This is a genomic window from Veillonella parvula (assembly GCF_945949885.1).
GTDB lineage: Bacteria > Bacillota > Negativicutes > Veillonellales > Veillonellaceae > Veillonella > Veillonella parvula_B.
Genome location: NZ_CAMFFZ010000008.1, coordinates 58582 through 75588, shown reverse-complemented (window position 1 = coordinate 75588; position 17007 = coordinate 58582). Strand labels below are relative to the sequence as shown.

Sequence of the window (17007 nt, the reverse complement as noted above, 5' to 3'; positions counted from 1 at the left end):
ATAACACAAGGTTCACTATGGATTTTTTAGTTGTTCAATTTCATTCTACAATTAAACAAATATTTTCATTTATAAATTTTATGAAATGAATTTTCATGAATTGCATACAAATTAGTGAAAACTAAATCTAATCTTTTAAAACTTATAAAAAGTATTAAGAATTAATATTTCTATAGAACTATAAAGTTCAGTGAAATACTAATTCAAAATGATTATATAGATTAATATTATTACAAAATATTTTTGTAGTATATTATACGATTATATGAATAAACTCACATATGATAAATGAATCATATGATATAAATTTATAATTATGAATAAATAATATAAACGCAACACCTATGATTTTAACGAATTTGACTTTCAATATCAATATAATATAAGCTTAGAGCAAACCTTACTATGTATATATATATCATTTTCAGCTTGAAAGGAGACAGAAATGAAAGTTAAGCGTCTTATAGGCGTAGCCGCATTAACTATGGGCTTATTTGCTGTATTAGGGTGTGGTAATTCTACAACAGAGGTGCAAAACTCTGATCAACTTACATTTGTTAATTTCCGTGATATTCGTGACTTGAATCCTCACTTATACGCAGGTGAAATGTACGCACAAGAATTGTTGTACGATACATTAGTGCAAATTACTGATACTGGTTATGGTCCAGGTCTTGCTGAGAAATGGGATATTAGTGAAGATGGTTTAACATATACATTCCATATTCGTAAAGATATGAAATTCTCCGATGGGGAAGTACTTGATGCAAATGCTATTAAGGCAAACTTCGATGCTATTATGGACAATAAATCTCGTCATACATGGTTAGAATCTCTTGATTTAATCACTGGCTATGAAGCAACAGATGCAAATACATTTGTTATTCACTTATCTAAACCGTATTACCCATTGTTGACTGAGTTAGGCGTAACTCGTCCGTTTGCTATGATTTCTCCTAAATCAATGAAGAATGGTACTACTAAAGATGGCGTAACTTCTTATGTTGGTTCTGGTCCATACAAATTAACAGAAGTGGTAACTGATAAATACGCAGTATTTGAAGTAAACGAAAACTACTGGGGTGAGAAACCAAAAGTTAAGAAAATTGTAGTAAAAGTTATCCCTGATAACCAAACTCGTATCTTAGCACTTGAAAAAGGTGAAATTGATTTAATCTTTGGTAAAAACATGGTAGATGCTGATGCTATCCGTAAGTTTAAAGATATGAAGGGCTTTAAAACCGATCTTTCTAAACCGACATCTACTCGCCAAATTGTTATTAATACAACTAAACCTGGTTTGAACGATAAAGCGGTTCGTTATGCCTTACAATATGCAACAGATAAGAAAAAAATCTCTGAAGGTATTTTCTACGGTTTAGAGCCTGCTGCAGATACATTATTTGCTACATCTGTTCCATATGCTGACGTTGGATTGAAAGCATATGAGTTCAGCGAAGAAAAAGCTAAATCTACATTGAGCACTGCTGGCTATGTACTTGGTGCTGATGGTATATACACGAAAGATGGTAAGCCATTAGAATTTTCCTTATTATACAATGCAGACAGTGTTACAGAAAAAAATATTGCTGAGTTCTTACAAGCAGAATATAAGAAAATTGGTATTAAGTTGAATATTAAAGGTGAAGAAGAACAATCTTACCGCGATAATATGAAAGCTGGTAATTTTGACTTAGTATTCAATATCTCTTGGGGTACTCCTTACGATCCTCAATCCTCCTTATCTGCTATGCGCCGTCCTGTATATGGTGACTTTGCAGCCCAACAAGGTTTATCTGATAAAGCAGAAATCGATGCGGCTATTACAGAAATCTTAACTTCTACGGATGAAACAAAACGTAAAGACTTGTATAAATTCGTATTGACTCGTCTCCATGAAGATGCTGTTTACATTCCATTGACATATGAAACTAACAAAGCTATTTATAATAGCCGTGTTCAAGGTGTACACTTCATGCCAACACAATATGAAGTACCATTCAAAGATATGTCTTTAAGTAAATAATCTTACCCGTAGAATTATTAAGGAAACGTTATTTGGTAGTAATATAATAAGTTTCCTTACATAGATTCAGTTATAGGTTATTAGGCTATTGTAGTTTTCTACAATAGCCTAATTCACATGTAAAGGAGTTTATATGATTGGCTATATCATACGGCGTACATTAACTGCTATTCCTTTGATGTTAGCAATTTCTTTTGTATGCTTTGTTTTTATCAATTTGATACCTTCTGATCCAGCGGAGGTAGCTTTACGAGTTCGTCAGACTCCAGTTATTACACCAGAAATAGTAGCCCAAGTTCGGTCTGAACTCGGTCTCGATGAACCGTTTTTAGTTCGTTACTGGAATTGGTTACTTAGCTGTTTACAATTGGACTTTGGAGTTAGTTACGTTAATCCAACACGAACTGTATTAAGTGAGTTTGAGCGTTCCTTACCGGCAACATTAATTTTATCTTTAACATCTCTCGTATTTGTTATTGGTTTAAGCTTACCAATTGGTTTCTTTTGTGCCGTATATAAGGATGGTTGGTTTGATCGTATTATGCGTGGCTTCGTATTTATTACGACATCTATGCCAGCATACTGGATAGGGTTACTTTTAATTTGGGTTGTTAGTATCAAGCTCGATTTATTACCAACTAGTGGTAGTGCAACGTGGAAGCATTTGATTTTACCAGCTTTCACAGTGAGTCTCACATATATCTCTACGTATATTCGTTTAATACGCAATAATATGTTGGAAACGATGAAGGAAGATTTTGTAACATATGCAACTGTACGTGGCGTGAAGCAGCATATCATTTTAACAAAACATATTTTGAAAAACTCATTACACACATGTATCGTTGCTATTGGTATGAGTATTCCTCAGCTGATTGCAGGTACAATTGTTGTAGAAAATGTGTTCGCTTGGCCAGGGCTAGGACAGTTATGCATTAGCTCTATCTTTAACCGGGACTATCCAATCATTCAAACTTATGTATTGTTTATTGGTTTCTTATTCGTTGTATTTAATTTGTTATTTGATATTATCCAGCACATTGTGGATCCACGATTGAGAGAGGAGTAACCTATGATTGCGTTATTGTTGCGTAGCAAAATGGTCGTAGGCCTTATGTCCTTTGTAGGTGTAGTTGCCTTAATGGGGATATTCGCTCCTTGGATTGCTCCTCATGACCCTTATGCAAATGATATTTTAATTAAATTTGCGCCGTACTCCTTAGATCATCCATTAGGAACTGATCATTTAGGGCGCGATATTTTATCTCGATTGATTTACGGTATTCGTCCAACCTTGTTCTTGTCCTTATTGACCATGCTAGCTACAATCAGTTTAGGGGCAATTATGGGTTTATTATCTGGCTACTTTAGAGGTATCGTAGACGAAGTCATCATGCGTGTTGTTGACATGATGTTATCCTTCCCAAGCCAAATTATGATCTTTGCAGTTATTGCATTGCTCGGCGTAGATGTTCAAAATATTATCATTGCCAATGTTATCATCAAATGGGCTTGGTATGCTCGTATGATTCGTACCAATGTGATGAAATATAGAGACCGTAATTTTATTTTGTATTCTCGTTGTATTGGGAGCAAGGAGTCCTACATTTTAGGTCGTCACTTGTTGCCTAGTATTGCTTCTGAAATGGCCGTATTGGCTAGCCTTGATGTAGGTTGGACTATTATTAATATCTCCACATTATCCTTCTTAGGCCTTGGTATTCAAGCGCCATTACCCGAGTGGGGCGCTATGTTGAATGAGGCCAAAAATGTATTAACGGTAAATCCAATGCAAATGATTGCACCAGGTGTGTCTATCGTGGTACTTGTATCTGCTTTTAACTTGTTAGGCGATGCGATTCGAGATGCATTAGATCCGAAGGAGGTTCAGTCGTGAGCAATATAATATTAGACGTTAAGAACCTTCATATCATCTTTAAACAGCCGAAGGTGAGCAAACAAATTCTAGAGGATGTATCCTTCTCTGTGAAAGCCGGCAAATGCCTAGGTATTTTAGGTGAGTCTGGTTCTGGTAAAAGTATGACTACAAAGGCCCTCTTAGGTCTTTTAAATCGAGACTTCAAAATTTCTGGTAGCACTACATTTGAAGGAAACGATTTATTACAAATGGGGGATGGAGATCTTCGTACATTACGTGGTTCTGCTATTGGAATGATTTTGCAAAATCCTATGACTTGTTTTGACCCTTTGTATAAAATTGGAAGTCAAATCTATGAAACTTTTGATGCTCATGGGATTTTTCCTCGTGACCAATATAAGGTAGAGGCTATCAAGATTTTAGAAAAAATGCGGATTCATGATCCAGAAGGGGTTCTGCAAAAGTTCCCTCACCAATTATCTGGTGGTATGTTACAACGTGTTATGATTGGCATCGCAATGAGCATGAATCCTCGCTTGCTTATCTGTGACGAGCCAACCACAGCTATCGATAGCATTACACAATATGAAATCATTAAAGAGTTCCAACGTATTAAGGCTGAAAGTAATGTAGGGATGCTCTTTATTACTCATGATGTAAGTGTTATCTCTCATATAGCGGACGAAGTAATTGTGCTGAATAAGGGGAAACTGGTGGATCGAGGCTCTTTCAGTGAAATATTGAAGAATCCAAAAGATCCGTATACAAAACTATTGATTGAAAAGAAATTGGCCGTAGCAGACCATTATAATTCTGTTCTGGCGCAGGGAGGTACGTTATGATTAAAGCGAATAATGTATGCGTTCACTTCCCTAAAGAACAAGGTAATTTCATCTTTAGAAAAGAGTATCAACAGATTCTTCATGATGTGAGCTTTACTGTTGAAAAAGGGGAGTGCCTAGGTATTCTCGGTGAATCTGGCAGTGGCAAAAGTACATTGGGTCGCGTTATGTGCTCTTTATTGAAGCCTTTTAAAGGTTCCATGGAAATCGATAGCCTAGATTTATACAATAGTAAGGAGTCCTTAGCGCCAGGAACTTTAGCCGTAGTATTTCAAGATTATACGACCTCTGTTAATATGCGTTTTACAGTACGAGATATTATAAATGAGTCTTTCCTCGTCTTAAAACGCCGCACTGGTGAGCATATCGATGTAAATGCGGAGTGTATAAAGCTATTAGAGTTAGTTGGGCTGAATGAGGATTTTTTATATCGCTATCCGCACCAATTATCTGGTGGTCAGCTCCAACGTATTTGCATTGCAAGAGCGATTGCGGTAAAGCCTCAAATTATTCTTTTTGACGAGGCTATTAGTTCTCTAGATGCACATACACAAGTACAAATTATGGACCTATTAAAGGAAATTAAAGCTATGTATGGCTTTACCTATGTCTTTATTACTCATGATTTGCCATCTGTTACATATCTTTGTGATCGAGTGTTATTCTTGTATAAAGGTGTAGTAGAGGAGATTTTACCCGTAACTAAAATTAGTGAAGCTAAAAGTGAATATGCGCAAAAACTACTTCATTCAATTTTAGATATTAAACATGACTAAGTCATGGTCTATATAATTTAATCCATCCATAAATTTATAAAATCCTCATAAGATATTTCATAGTTTACCATGTTAATCTTATGAGGTTTTTTCTTGATAATAATCACTTATATGTGATATTCTCGTTATGTATGTAAGTGGATGGGAGTGATTATTTTATATGTATAAATATGGCAAGAGTTGTATTAAAAAGTTGTTATATTGTATGGCAATATGTATTGCAATTTTAGCGGCTTCTATTGGGGTTATGTGGGGACTGTCTTCAGATTACGAGCTATATGGTGTACCAGTACTTAATTACCATCAAATAAATGATGAGAAACACTCCGCTTTAACATTGCATGTGGACCAGTTTGAGGAGCAGATGGAATACCTCCATAATCATGGGTATCATACGATTACGTTAGATCAATTGTATGAGTATTTACAAAATGGTACGGAATTACCAGAGAAGCCTATTGTAATAACATTTGACGATGGTTATGTAGATAATTATGAACATGCATTGCCTATATTAAAAGAATATAATATGAAAGCTACCCTGTTCATGATTAGCGACGCTACCAATACGCCTGGTTTTGTAAACACTGCACAAATGCATCAAATGGAGACGGCAGGATTTGATATCCAAGGGCATACAAATCATCATAAAATACTAACTCATATGGATCCTACTGAATTGCCTGATGCCATTCTCGGCGGTAAAACATCTATGGAAGGTATCTTAGGAGAACCTATCAATTATTTGGCATATCCTGGTGGTTTTAATGATATGCTTGTTCAATATGTTACTAAACAGTCTGGGTATAAAATGGCTTTCACAGTCCAACCAGGGACAGTGAAACTAGGAGATAATTTATATGCTTTAAATCGACTAGCTGTATTCCAAGGAGATACACCGTATTTATCTTTCTGGCTGCGGCTACATTGTGCACCGCTTATTAAGTATACATGGGCATTACGTGATACATTACGTGATAATGGATGGCCGATATTGGCGTCTATCGTGCCTTTATTTTAGGAGGAATTATGTCTTACGAAGTTGTATCAAGACCATTACGTGTTGCAGTGTTAACTGTATCTGATACTCGTACATTAGAAACAGATAAAGGAGGCAACAAGGTTCAAGAATTCTTGGAAACAGCAAATCATATTGTGGCAGATCGCAAAATTGTAATTGATGATTGTGATGCTATAAGGAATGCCATGATTCTATGGTGTAATGATGAGTCTATCGATGTCATTATATCCACTGGGGGAACTGGTATTGCTATGAGAGATGTTACTATAGAGGCCGTAAATAGCTTATATGAAAAGAATATCCCAGGTTTTGGTGAAATCTTTAGATATTTATCCTATACGGAGGATATTGGAACGAAAGCAATGGCATCTCGTGCAGAAGCTGGTGTTAAGAATAACACTTTGATGTTCTCTATTCCTGGCTCTATTGGGGCCGTCACCTTAGCGATGAGCAAACTCATCATTCCTGAAATGGGTCATTTGGTGCGAGAAATTACAAAATAATATATATGGAGACTGTTCTTTTGAGAACAGTCTTTTTATATATGATTACAATCAATATTTGATGGATATAAAAGTAGGTAATTGATCCAAAGAATATGAGCATGAGAAGTAAGTGAATTAATTTATCTTGTTTAAAACAATACCATTGCAGTATTGTTTTATTTCATTTATACTAGATTTAGTAATACGTTTGTCCGAGTGCACGAGAAAGGAGACTTTATGAAGTTAAATCAGGCCACGGATTATGCATTTCGCATGGTCTTGCATATGGCGCTACTACCTTCGGGCTCGAAGATAACTGGTGCTGTATTGGCTGAGCAAGAGTTGATTCCAGAACGCTTTTTGCTCAAGATTATGCGTAGTCTCATTGCAGCAGGAATTATGAAATCTTTCCGCGGTGTAGATGGCGGGTTTGCCTTGAATCGAAGCCCTCAAGAGATTTCGTTGCTTGATGTAATTAGAGCAGTAGAAGGAGATGCGTATTTACAACGTTGTTTATATGATGTAGGTTCTTGCTCTAAGTCTTGTAAGGGGCATTGCGCTATAAATGAAGCAATGGGCGTGATTCAGCATCAATTGGTCAATCAGTTGGAAGCGGTTAATTTTAAGAACCTTGCCCAGCGAGAACAGTTGATTATCGCTGAGGCTTGAGCTTTTTTTATAGTCGCAATGATGCAAGGTTTTTTGTAAAAGCTCGTCAAGTGATGTTAGTATTTTATTCTAAGGAGGAAAACACATGTTTGAAGCTGTAGATTTAGCCCGATTGCAATTCGCGCTAACATCTATCTATCACTGGTTATTTGTGCCGTTCACACTAGGTATGACAGTGATTGTTGCTGCTTTAGAGTGGACCTACGTGTCGACTGGTAAAGAAGTATACAAAAAAATGGCTAAGTTCTGGGGCAAATTGTTCCTAATTAACTTTGCTATGGGGGTGGTGACTGGTATTGTTCAGGAATTCCATTTCGGTATGAACTGGGCAGAATATTCTCGTTTTATGGGTGACATTTTCGGCGCTCCATTGGCCCTTGAAGCATTAATGGCATTTTTCTTGGAATCTACATTCATGGGCGTTTGGATTTTCGGTTGGGATCGCTTACATAAATGTGTTCACGCCCTTGTAGCTACATTTGTAGCATTAGGTACAAATCTATCTGCGTTCTGGATTCTTGTAGCAAACTCTTTTATGCAACATCCTGTAGGTTTTGTATTACGCAATGGCCGTGCAGAGATGGAAAATTTCCTGATCATTGTTCAAAATGGCTATGTACCTGGACAATTTTTCCATATTGTATTGAATGGTTTATTAACAGCTGGCGTAATTATTATGGCAGTCAGTGCATGGCACTTATTACGCGATAATGCGACAGAGTTCTACCGTCGCTCTGCTAAATGGGGCATGGTTATCGCTCTAGTATTCGGTACTTTAGGTGCATTAGCTGGTCATCACCAAGGTCAGTACATCACAAAAGTACAACCTATGAAAATGGCTGCTATGGAAGCGTTGTGGGAAACACAAGATCCAGCACCATTCTCTTTAATAGCTAACATTGATACTAAGGCACAAAAAAATACAAATACTCTTGAAATTCCTGGTGGTTTATCCTTCTTGACTCAAAACTCCTTTACGTCTGGTAAGGTAGAAGGTATCAAAGACCTTCAAGCAAAAGCGGAGGCTCAATATGGCCCTGGCAACTATATTCCAGATGTTTCAGCAATCTTCTGGACATTCCGTGTCATGGTAGCATCCGGTTCTCTTATGTTACTTGTTGCCTTTGTAGGTCTTATCCTAAATGCAAAAGATAAACTTGTTGAAAACCGCACATTCTTAAAAATTATGTTCTGGATGTTGCCATTGCCATTTATCGCTCACTCCACTGGTTGGTTTGTAGCGGAAGCAGGTCGTCAACCATGGCTTGTATATGGTTTGCAATTGACTGCAGATGGTGCGTCTAAATCCGTAACGGCTCCAGAAATTATGACTACAATCATCGGCTTTACACTTGTGTATATCGTGGCTGCTATCGCGGCTATCTACCTTGCTGTAGAACACATTAAAAAAGGTCCGGATGGCAACCCATCTCATGATGTAGTTGAAAAAGAGGAGGCGAGATTATGGAATTAATTTTTAATAACCTTGAAGTGGTATGGTTTATCTTAATTACTGTACTATTCGCTGGCTTCTTCTTATTAGAAGGTTTTGACTATGGTACTGGTATTTTGTTACCATTCATTGGTAAAACTGACGTTGAACGTCGACAAATGATCAATGCCTTAGGTCCTGTGTGGGATGGTAATGAAGTTTGGATGATTACTGCTGGTGGTGCATTATTCGCATCCTTCCCTCATGTGTATGCTACATTATTTAGTGGATTCTACTTGGCTCTATTCTTGATGCTTGCAGCTCTTATTATTCGTGGCGTATCCTTTGAATTTCGTTCTAAGAGCCCTAATTTGTTATGGCGTAAAACATTCGACTACTGCATCTTCTTTGGCTCCTTGATTCCTGCACTATTGTGGGGTGTTACAGTAGGTAACTTGATTCAAGGTACTCCAATTGATGCAAGTATGACATATGTTGGTACATTTTTTGATTTATTAAGTCCTTACACAGTACTTTGTGGTATTGCGTTCATTTTGGTATTTACATACCATGGTGGCTTATTTACTTCTATTAAAACAGCTGGCGCTATTTCTGAACGCGCTCGTGCTGCTTCTTTGGTAGTAGGTGTTCCTACAGCTATCGGTGCATTAGCATTGGTAGGTGCAACTTACGTATATACAGATTTGTTTAATTCTGTATTAGCTGTAGTTTGCTTTGCATTAACTATCGTGTTCTTCCTCATTTCTTGGGGCGCAGCACGCACTCGGAATACAAAATGGGGGTTCCTATTCAGCTGTTTATCTGTTATTTCTGTAACAGCTGCATACTTTGCAGGTTTGTTCCCTCGCATTATGGTTTCTTCTTTGAATCCTGAGTGGAGCTTGACTATTACTAATGCAGCTAACTCTACTTACACGTTGACTTTGATGACTTGTGTAGCATTCGTATTTGTGCCAATCATTTTGGTTTATCAATCTTGGGTATATTGGACATTCCGTCATCGTGTAACAGAAAAAGATTTACACTATTAATAGAATAGCCTTATAACTCTTGTGAGTAAAAATTAAATCTTAATGTGAGGCGTGCCGTAGCGGCACGCCTCTTTTTTGTGATAAGATGATTATAATATTGATAAATTTAGATTCACTTGGATTCTTTTAGGCCTATTTAAAGGAATTTAAATTTGTTTGATTTTATATATTTAAGTTGATTTACCATAGAGGGTAGTATGATACAGCGTACCGCATTTAAAGCGCTGCTAGAACATAAAGGACGGCTTGGATTACTCGGTTTAACCTGTTTAATAGAAAGTCTGTCAATTGTTGGGCAAGCTTGGTTCTTTGGGACCTTAATAAATAACCTTATATTTTTGGAACATACACTAGCTGATGAAATGAACACCATCATTTATTTATTTATAGCTATTGTTATGAGATTGGTGGCACATTACGTTCAAGAGGCAGTGGCAAATCACTTGGGGAGTGCTGTAAAAGCATCCTTTAGAGAACGCTCTTTGGCCCATATGTTTAAGCTTGGTGTACAACATAAGGAACGTCATGGCGATGTCATCCATATGCTTACCGATGGTTTAGAGCAAGTTGATGCATATGTGGCTCGTTACATTCCGCAGATTTTATACGCTATTATGATTCCACTTATTATGGGAATCGCCATTATAGATACATTACCAATAATTGGTATTATTTTAATTGTTACGGTGCCTTTAATTCCATTTTTTATGATCTTGATTGGGAAGCAAGCTGATCGATTAAATAAGGAACAATGGGAGCGTATGAGCTTCCTATCGGGGCATTTTTTAGACGTATTGCAAGGGGTTACTACGCTAAAACTCTTAGGTCGTGCAAAAGATCAAATTAAGGTTATTGGTCGATTATCTCAAGAGTTTAAATATTCTACTTTACGAGTGTTGCGCGTAGCCTTTTTATCTGCATTAGTACTTGAATTAGTGAGTACTATAAGTACAGCTCTGATTGCGGTATATTTAGGCCTAACCTTATTAGATGGTGAAATTACATTCTTTTCAGCCTTCTTTATTTTGTTGTTAGCGCCGGAGTTCTATACCCCATTTAGACAGTTGGGGGCTGCTTTCCATACGGGGATGGCAGGTAAAACATCTATTCTGAAATACGAAGAATTTATGAATCGTCCGCAGTCCTTACCAGTAGGTGGTGATTCTAAACTCGAGAAATCTATACAAGAGATCGCAATTAAAGATTTAACTTTTACCTATGAAAATAGTGAGAATGGGGTACACCATATCACACTAGAGGCTGAGCGTAATGTACCTATTATGCTCGTTGGTGAAAGTGGAGCTGGCAAATCTACTATTGCCCATATCGTTGGTGGGTTTTTACAGGCTCCGAAAGGAACAGTTACTATCAATGGCATTGATATATGTGATTTAGATATCGACTGGTGGCGTCAGCAAGTTACCTATGTGTCTCAACATCCACATATTATGAAAGGGACCTTACGAGAGGTCTTATCCTTTGGTATGGATGTAAGTGATGCAGATATTCTCGATGCTTGCAAAGAGGTTCAACTATTAGATGTTATTAATCGAGAACAAGATGGGCTTGATGCGGTTATTGGAGAAGGTGGTTTAGGTCTTAGTGGCGGTGAACGACAGCGTATTGCTTTAGCTCGTGCATTCCTCCGAAAGGGGCAGGTGTTGATTCTTGATGAAGTGACAGCACATCTAGATGTAAAAACAGAATCCATTATAAGTACAGCTATACAACGTTTGATAGAAAATAATATTGTTATTATTATTGGGCATCGTTTACAAACTATGCACTGGGCATCTAAACTATATGTCTTGAAAAATGGATTAATTATTCAAGAAGGTTCTTATCATGACCTACTTCAAGAAGATGGTTATTTTAAAGAACTTGTTACATCTGGCTTAGGTCAATTTTCAGCAGCTCTAGAAGCCCCATTGCATATTAAAAAAGCATCTAATTTAGAGACTACATTAGGTTTGGAGACATCTATTAATAGTACTGATGGTATTGTTAAAGCCGTTGAAAGTTTTGCGATTTTCCAAAGTGGTGAAAAAGCCTCTAATATGGGCTTACAAGGGTGGAAATTATTGTTCTCCGTATTGAGTCCAGCCAAGTGGTCATTAATATTGGCCTTGCTATTTACATTCTTAACTGTATTTATGAATGTAGGGCTTTTAGCGGTATCTTCTTGGCTGTTGGCATCTGCCGCATTGCAACCAGGGCTCACTTATTTGAGTCTTGCTATTGTAGGGGTTCGATTCTTTGGTGTTAGTCGCGCTGTATGTCGTTATTTTGAGCGCTATACATCTCATCGCATGGCCTTTCAAGGTCTTTATGGCCTGCGCTTGTGGTTTTATGCTCATTTGGAACCATTGGCACCTGCTATACTCAAAAGGTTTGGGGCGGGTGATATGTTGGGACGCATCATGGGGGATATAGAGGTATTACAATTCTTCTACTTGCGCACTTTGATTCCACCTGTAGCAGCTGTTGCCTTGACTGTATTGATTGCATATGGAGCCTCTACGATCGACAATAGCTTGATTACGCCAATTCTTTTGTCGGCCTTCATATTAGGTGTAATACTACCTTTGGTCGTTTATGCACATAATAAACAATCTTTACGTGCGATTGGGCCGCAACAAGGTGATTATAAAGCGCTTTTAAGTGATACTATGGATAGCCTGGAAGATGTGATTAGTTATGGCAATGAAGAAATGGTATATAAGCGTATTCAGCATATGATGCGTAATGTAGATGCTCGAAAAGGTACTATTGAGCGTGGCATGAATATGGGTAATACACTATTCATAGGCGGTGTTCAGTTAACTGTAGTTATTGTAGCTATTATGGCCTCTAATGCGTTAACAGGTGCTTGGGCCAGTGTTATGGTAGCGGTGGCTGCCATTGGTACGCAGGCTTGGTTTGAAGCGTTACAACCTATGATCGCGGCAGTTCATCATGGTGCAGAAAGTAAAGTTGCTATAAGTCGTCTCATGGCTCTCAGTAATGAACCTATATCTATTGTAGATCCTATATCACCAAAATCATTTAATCCTAATGATGATATTATTTTTACAGATGTATCCTTTGGTTATGATGAATATCGCCATATTTATGAGAATCTCAGACTACATATTCAACAAGGACAATCTATTGCTATCGTTGGTGCTAGTGGATCTGGCAAGACGACATTGTTTAATATGCTTGAGCGACTATATGATTATGGTGGTTCCATTCGTATAGGTGCAGTGGAGTTGAAAGATATTTCAATTGATACTTGGCGTAATGCATTGGGAACTATAACTCAAGATACGTATATTTTTAATGCATCCTTTAAAGACAATATACGTCTTGCTAGACCTGAGGCGTCTAAAGAAGACTTAGAGCAAGCCATTAATCGCGCATCATTGCGTTCCGTAGTCGAAAAATTACCAGAGGGGATGAATACGATTGTAGGTAGTGGAGGACAAGGTTTGAGTGGTGGCGAGCGTCAAAGAATTGCATTAGCTAGATTGTTCTTACGCAATCCTAAAATTATTTTATTAGATGAACCTTTAGAGGGTTTAGATCAAGTAACACGAAAAGCCTTGCATCGTGATTTGATGCATTATGTGGATGGTAAGACTTGTCTATATATTACGCATCAATTGGAAGGTTTAGAACAAATGGATCGAATTATATTTATGGATAGAGGTCAAATTGTTGAAGATGGAACGTATGAAGAATTGATAGCTCTTCGAGGTCGTTTCTATGAATACTGTTATTTATCTATGGCAAGTATTCAATAAAACTAAATATCAATAAAAGTATCTATTATAAATGCTTGATTGTAGATTGGACAATATTTTAATTTCATGTTGCAATTTAAGACCTATTATGAATATTAAATTATAATAGGAACAATATTAAACTACAGTACTAAAGCCCCTTTTGCTATGTAAAAAGGGGCTTTAGTTATATTTATATTTAATAGTATATGTAGTATACTTTTATCGATAAATCATGCAACATATGGTATAATTTTTATATTAAAACCTATTTTTTCACCCTTGGAGGGGTTATGACTAAAATCTTCACCAAATTACGAGCTTTGGTGGATGAAGCATTATCTGATCGTGATGCGGTGGTGGATAAGGCACCTGTATTAGAGAAAGCGCCTTTAGAACAAGATTTGTTTGACCATCGTTTACTATATATTGAAGAAGATATGGTTAATCGTATGTTGCGTGCCGCTCTTCGCAATCATTGGTTCTTTTATGCTATAACATTTGAATTTGAACCAAACAATCAAATATTCCTATCCATTATTACAAAATGGGGGAATGTGATTAATGTGGAATTCACCTTAGAGGATTTATGGTTTGATGATTATTCATCATCTTTTGCAATTCGACTTGATACAAATAATATAGATACAGGTGGGTTTATTTTGAACTCCGTTTTACACTTGTTGGGGAACTGGTGTCTCAGTCTCTTTGGTATATTCTTTAACCCTATTGCATTGGGAGAAAAAGGATCTACTGTACGCTTTGAGAAGAAAGGGATTATTCAGTTTGACTTATTGCCTAATACGCAAGTGAAGAAATTCATACCTATGCCTGAGCGCCATATTGGTAGCAATGGACCTGTTTTGTTGGGAAACCCGCGTACCAGTCAATCTGTGTTGCAGTTAGATTACTATGCGTTCCATGATTCTGTAGATACTTTTACAGTACCGGATGTACCAACTCGCACTAGCTGGCTTCGATCGATTGATATTGCGGCTGTTCTTTTGTTGCCGATTGGTGTATGGATTACATTTGTTATCTTGCATCATTACTTGCCGACGGAAACACTGGAATTCTCATTTTCTACGTACTTTTTGATTTCCTTAGGGATTTTTATCATTTCCTTCTTAGTTATGAATATTCCGAGATATCTATATATGTATTTTGATTCTCGTAAACAGTGGCAAAGTGCGTTTGTACATAACAATATCAAAATCCAAATGCGTAAACTACATCGTCGTATCTTCATGCAACAAGCTACATTGACATCTGATTGTGATGAGGATACAGCAAATGAAAGCCAGGAGCGAATTAAACACCTCTTGTTGCAAATTCGAGATAAACGATTCCTTGCAAATCGTCTTAAAATTGCAGATGATGATAGAGCGCGTAAACAAAAGGTTAAGTTTATTATTGCCTATATCGGGTGTACATTGATTGAGTTGATGTTACTAATGAATTAATGTTGCAAGAAATATAAAATATAAAAACGTATCTCTATGTGATATGTCCCCCCTTTACTGGATATCCAATAAAATGGGTACATATCAATGAGAGATACGTTTTTTTGATTACAAGTTATTAATTTTGGTTATCGTTTTTTACGACGTTTTCGAGCTGGTTTGCGGTTTTCTTGTTTTTTGCTTGATACAGGAGTTTGTACGGATTCATATGTTGGCTGATTTACAGGCATAAATGGAGGATTACCGTATTGGTTAGGCTCAGGTTGTCCTGGTAATACCCAGAATAGGAAGCCGATGAGCCATATAAAAAGCTCTAGCATGTAATTGAATGGAGAGACAGCCGAGTAAGTATTAATGAAAATCATAATTACTGACCAAAGAATTCCTGCCCATGCATTGAAGCCTATGTCGTGAATACGACGGCCAAATAAGACGCAAGATAATGGGAAAAGGGTTGCTAATAAGAGCCAGACAATGGCTCTAGTCAACCAATATGCCGGTAAGGATACGACAAAGTCTAAGAGTATTTCATCGATATAGTGAACGATGTGGAATAAAATCATCAAAGCGATGAAGCATATGATAAATTGTAGTCTATTTAACCGTCCCGTCAGGTTAAAAATCGATAGGCCCATGCGACGTCCTTGGAATGCAATGAGCAAACCAATGGTACATATGAGCAATGTTCGTAATACTACATAAAGTAAATCCATAAGTTCCCCTTTATTTTTAGCTTATAGTTGAGTTAATTCTGGCAAGATGAGCTCAAATGCAACACCATGTTTCATTGATTTTACTGTATCTAACGTAGCTTGAATCGCTTTGGTAGTAAAATTCATTGCCAGTTCTGCCGCATCATAAGGTGAATATCCTCTCATTACTGCACCTGATAATACAGCAGTAAAAATATCTCCTGTGCCTGTAGCTTTTACAGGTACTAGAGGAATAAAGTATGTTTTTAAAAGGTCTGTAGGACCATTATAGACGGCAATGACCGCATGCGTTTCCGATGGAACACTGGTCATGATAACCATTTCAGGCCCCATGTGATGTAACTGTTTGCACCGTTTGCGCAATTCATCCTCATTAATAGGGTCTGTCGAGAATGGAATATCTAATAAGAAGCAAGCCTCAGTATAGTTTGGTTTTACGATGTGAGCCTTAGATACGAGTTGGCGCATAGCTACAACCATATCAGGAGTATAAATGGAATAGAGGCGACCATCGTCGGCCATTGCGGGATCGACGATAACCATCTGGTCATTAGAGGCAAATCGATTGATAGCTTCTTCGACGAGGTGAATTTGTTCTGGCGATGCCAAGAAACCACTTACGATAGCGTGAAAGTCAATTTCGTTTTTATCCCAACAGTTCATAAAGTCTCTCATATGAGCAGATAAATCTACGAATTCATAGTGTGGATACTCTAAGTGATTGCTTAGTACCGCTGTTGCTAAAGGAACCGCCTGGCAGCGCATAGCACTGATGATAGGAATCATAACGGTAAGGGCACAACGTCCGATGGAGCTCATGTCTTGAATTGTTAAAACTCTAGGTACTGTTGTCATAGATACCTCCAAATAAATATATATTTTATT

The 17007-nt window shown here is 37.3% G+C and carries 14 protein-coding genes; 12 read left to right on the top strand and 2 right to left on the bottom strand.

Annotation, left to right across the window (positions count from 1 at the left end):
• Positions 1-445 precede the first annotated feature (445 nt).
• The 12 genes from nikA (at position 446) to Q7O55_RS03980 (ending at position 15409) form a co-directional block, all read left to right on the top strand.
• The gene (gene nikA, locus Q7O55_RS04035; RefSeq protein ID WP_303928618.1) at positions 446-2026 is read left to right on the top strand and encodes a nickel ABC transporter substrate-binding protein; all 1581 of its coding nucleotides are present in this window, start codon (positions 446-448) and stop codon (positions 2024-2026) included.
• A 133-nt stretch (positions 2027-2159) separates the two neighbouring features.
• A complete protein-coding gene (gene opp1B / locus Q7O55_RS04030) occupies positions 2160-3095 on the top strand; it encodes a nickel/cobalt ABC transporter permease (protein WP_303928615.1) in 936 nt (311 codons plus the stop codon).
• Between the two features lie 3 nt (positions 3096-3098).
• Positions 3099-3923, top strand: a complete 825-nt coding sequence (gene opp1C, locus Q7O55_RS04025) for a nickel/cobalt ABC transporter permease (protein WP_303928613.1) — start codon at positions 3099-3101, stop codon at positions 3921-3923.
• A complete protein-coding gene (locus Q7O55_RS04020; RefSeq protein ID WP_303928610.1) occupies positions 3920-4747 on the top strand; it encodes an ABC transporter ATP-binding protein in 828 nt (275 codons plus the stop codon). The genes opp1C and Q7O55_RS04020 overlap by 4 nt, the downstream gene beginning before the upstream one ends.
• Positions 4744-5523: an ABC transporter ATP-binding protein gene (locus Q7O55_RS04015; protein WP_303928608.1), complete on the top strand. Its 780-nt coding sequence runs from the start codon at positions 4744-4746 to the stop codon at positions 5521-5523. The genes Q7O55_RS04020 and Q7O55_RS04015 overlap by 4 nt, the downstream gene beginning before the upstream one ends.
• A gap of 160 nt (positions 5524-5683) precedes the next feature.
• The gene (locus Q7O55_RS04010) at positions 5684-6544 is read left to right on the top strand and encodes a polysaccharide deacetylase family protein (protein WP_369691708.1); all 861 of its coding nucleotides are present in this window, start codon (positions 5684-5686) and stop codon (positions 6542-6544) included.
• 8 nt (positions 6545-6552) lie between these two features.
• Complete coding sequence (locus tag Q7O55_RS04005; RefSeq protein ID WP_303928604.1) at positions 6553-7047, top strand: molybdenum cofactor biosynthesis protein B; 495 nt, start codon at positions 6553-6555, stop codon at positions 7045-7047.
• 219 nt (positions 7048-7266) lie between these two features.
• Complete coding sequence (locus tag Q7O55_RS04000; protein ID WP_278470395.1) at positions 7267-7698, top strand: Rrf2 family transcriptional regulator; 432 nt, start codon at positions 7267-7269, stop codon at positions 7696-7698.
• 85 nt (positions 7699-7783) lie between these two features.
• Positions 7784-9172 (top strand): cytochrome ubiquinol oxidase subunit I, encoded by a 1389-nt coding sequence (locus tag Q7O55_RS03995; RefSeq protein WP_303928596.1) that lies wholly within the window; start codon positions 7784-7786, stop codon positions 9170-9172.
• Complete coding sequence (cydB, locus tag Q7O55_RS03990; RefSeq protein ID WP_058948491.1) at positions 9163-10182, top strand: cytochrome d ubiquinol oxidase subunit II; 1020 nt, start codon at positions 9163-9165, stop codon at positions 10180-10182. Before Q7O55_RS03995 ends, cydB begins: the two co-directional genes overlap by 10 nt.
• 197 nt (positions 10183-10379) lie before the next feature.
• On the top strand, positions 10380-13967 hold the full coding sequence (gene cydD, locus Q7O55_RS03985) for a thiol reductant ABC exporter subunit CydD (RefSeq protein WP_303928592.1): 3588 nt from the start codon (positions 10380-10382) through the stop codon (positions 13965-13967).
• A 272-nt stretch (positions 13968-14239) separates the two neighbouring features.
• Entirely contained in the window at positions 14240-15409 is a 1170-nt protein-coding gene (locus tag Q7O55_RS03980) for a hypothetical protein (protein ID WP_303928591.1), read from the top strand.
• A gap of 128 nt (positions 15410-15537) precedes the next feature.
• Here the strand turns inward: Q7O55_RS03980 and Q7O55_RS03975 are convergent, their stop codons facing one another.
• Both Q7O55_RS03975 and Q7O55_RS03970 read right to left on the bottom strand, forming a co-directional pair.
• Positions 15538-16122: a DUF805 domain-containing protein gene (locus Q7O55_RS03975; RefSeq protein ID WP_303928588.1), complete on the bottom strand. Its 585-nt coding sequence runs from the start codon at positions 16120-16122 to the stop codon at positions 15538-15540.
• A 21-nt stretch (positions 16123-16143) separates the two neighbouring features.
• Positions 16144-16977, bottom strand: a complete 834-nt coding sequence (locus Q7O55_RS03970; protein WP_303928585.1) for a pyridoxamine kinase — start codon at positions 16975-16977, stop codon at positions 16144-16146.
• Between the last annotated feature and the right edge of the window lie 30 nt (positions 16978-17007).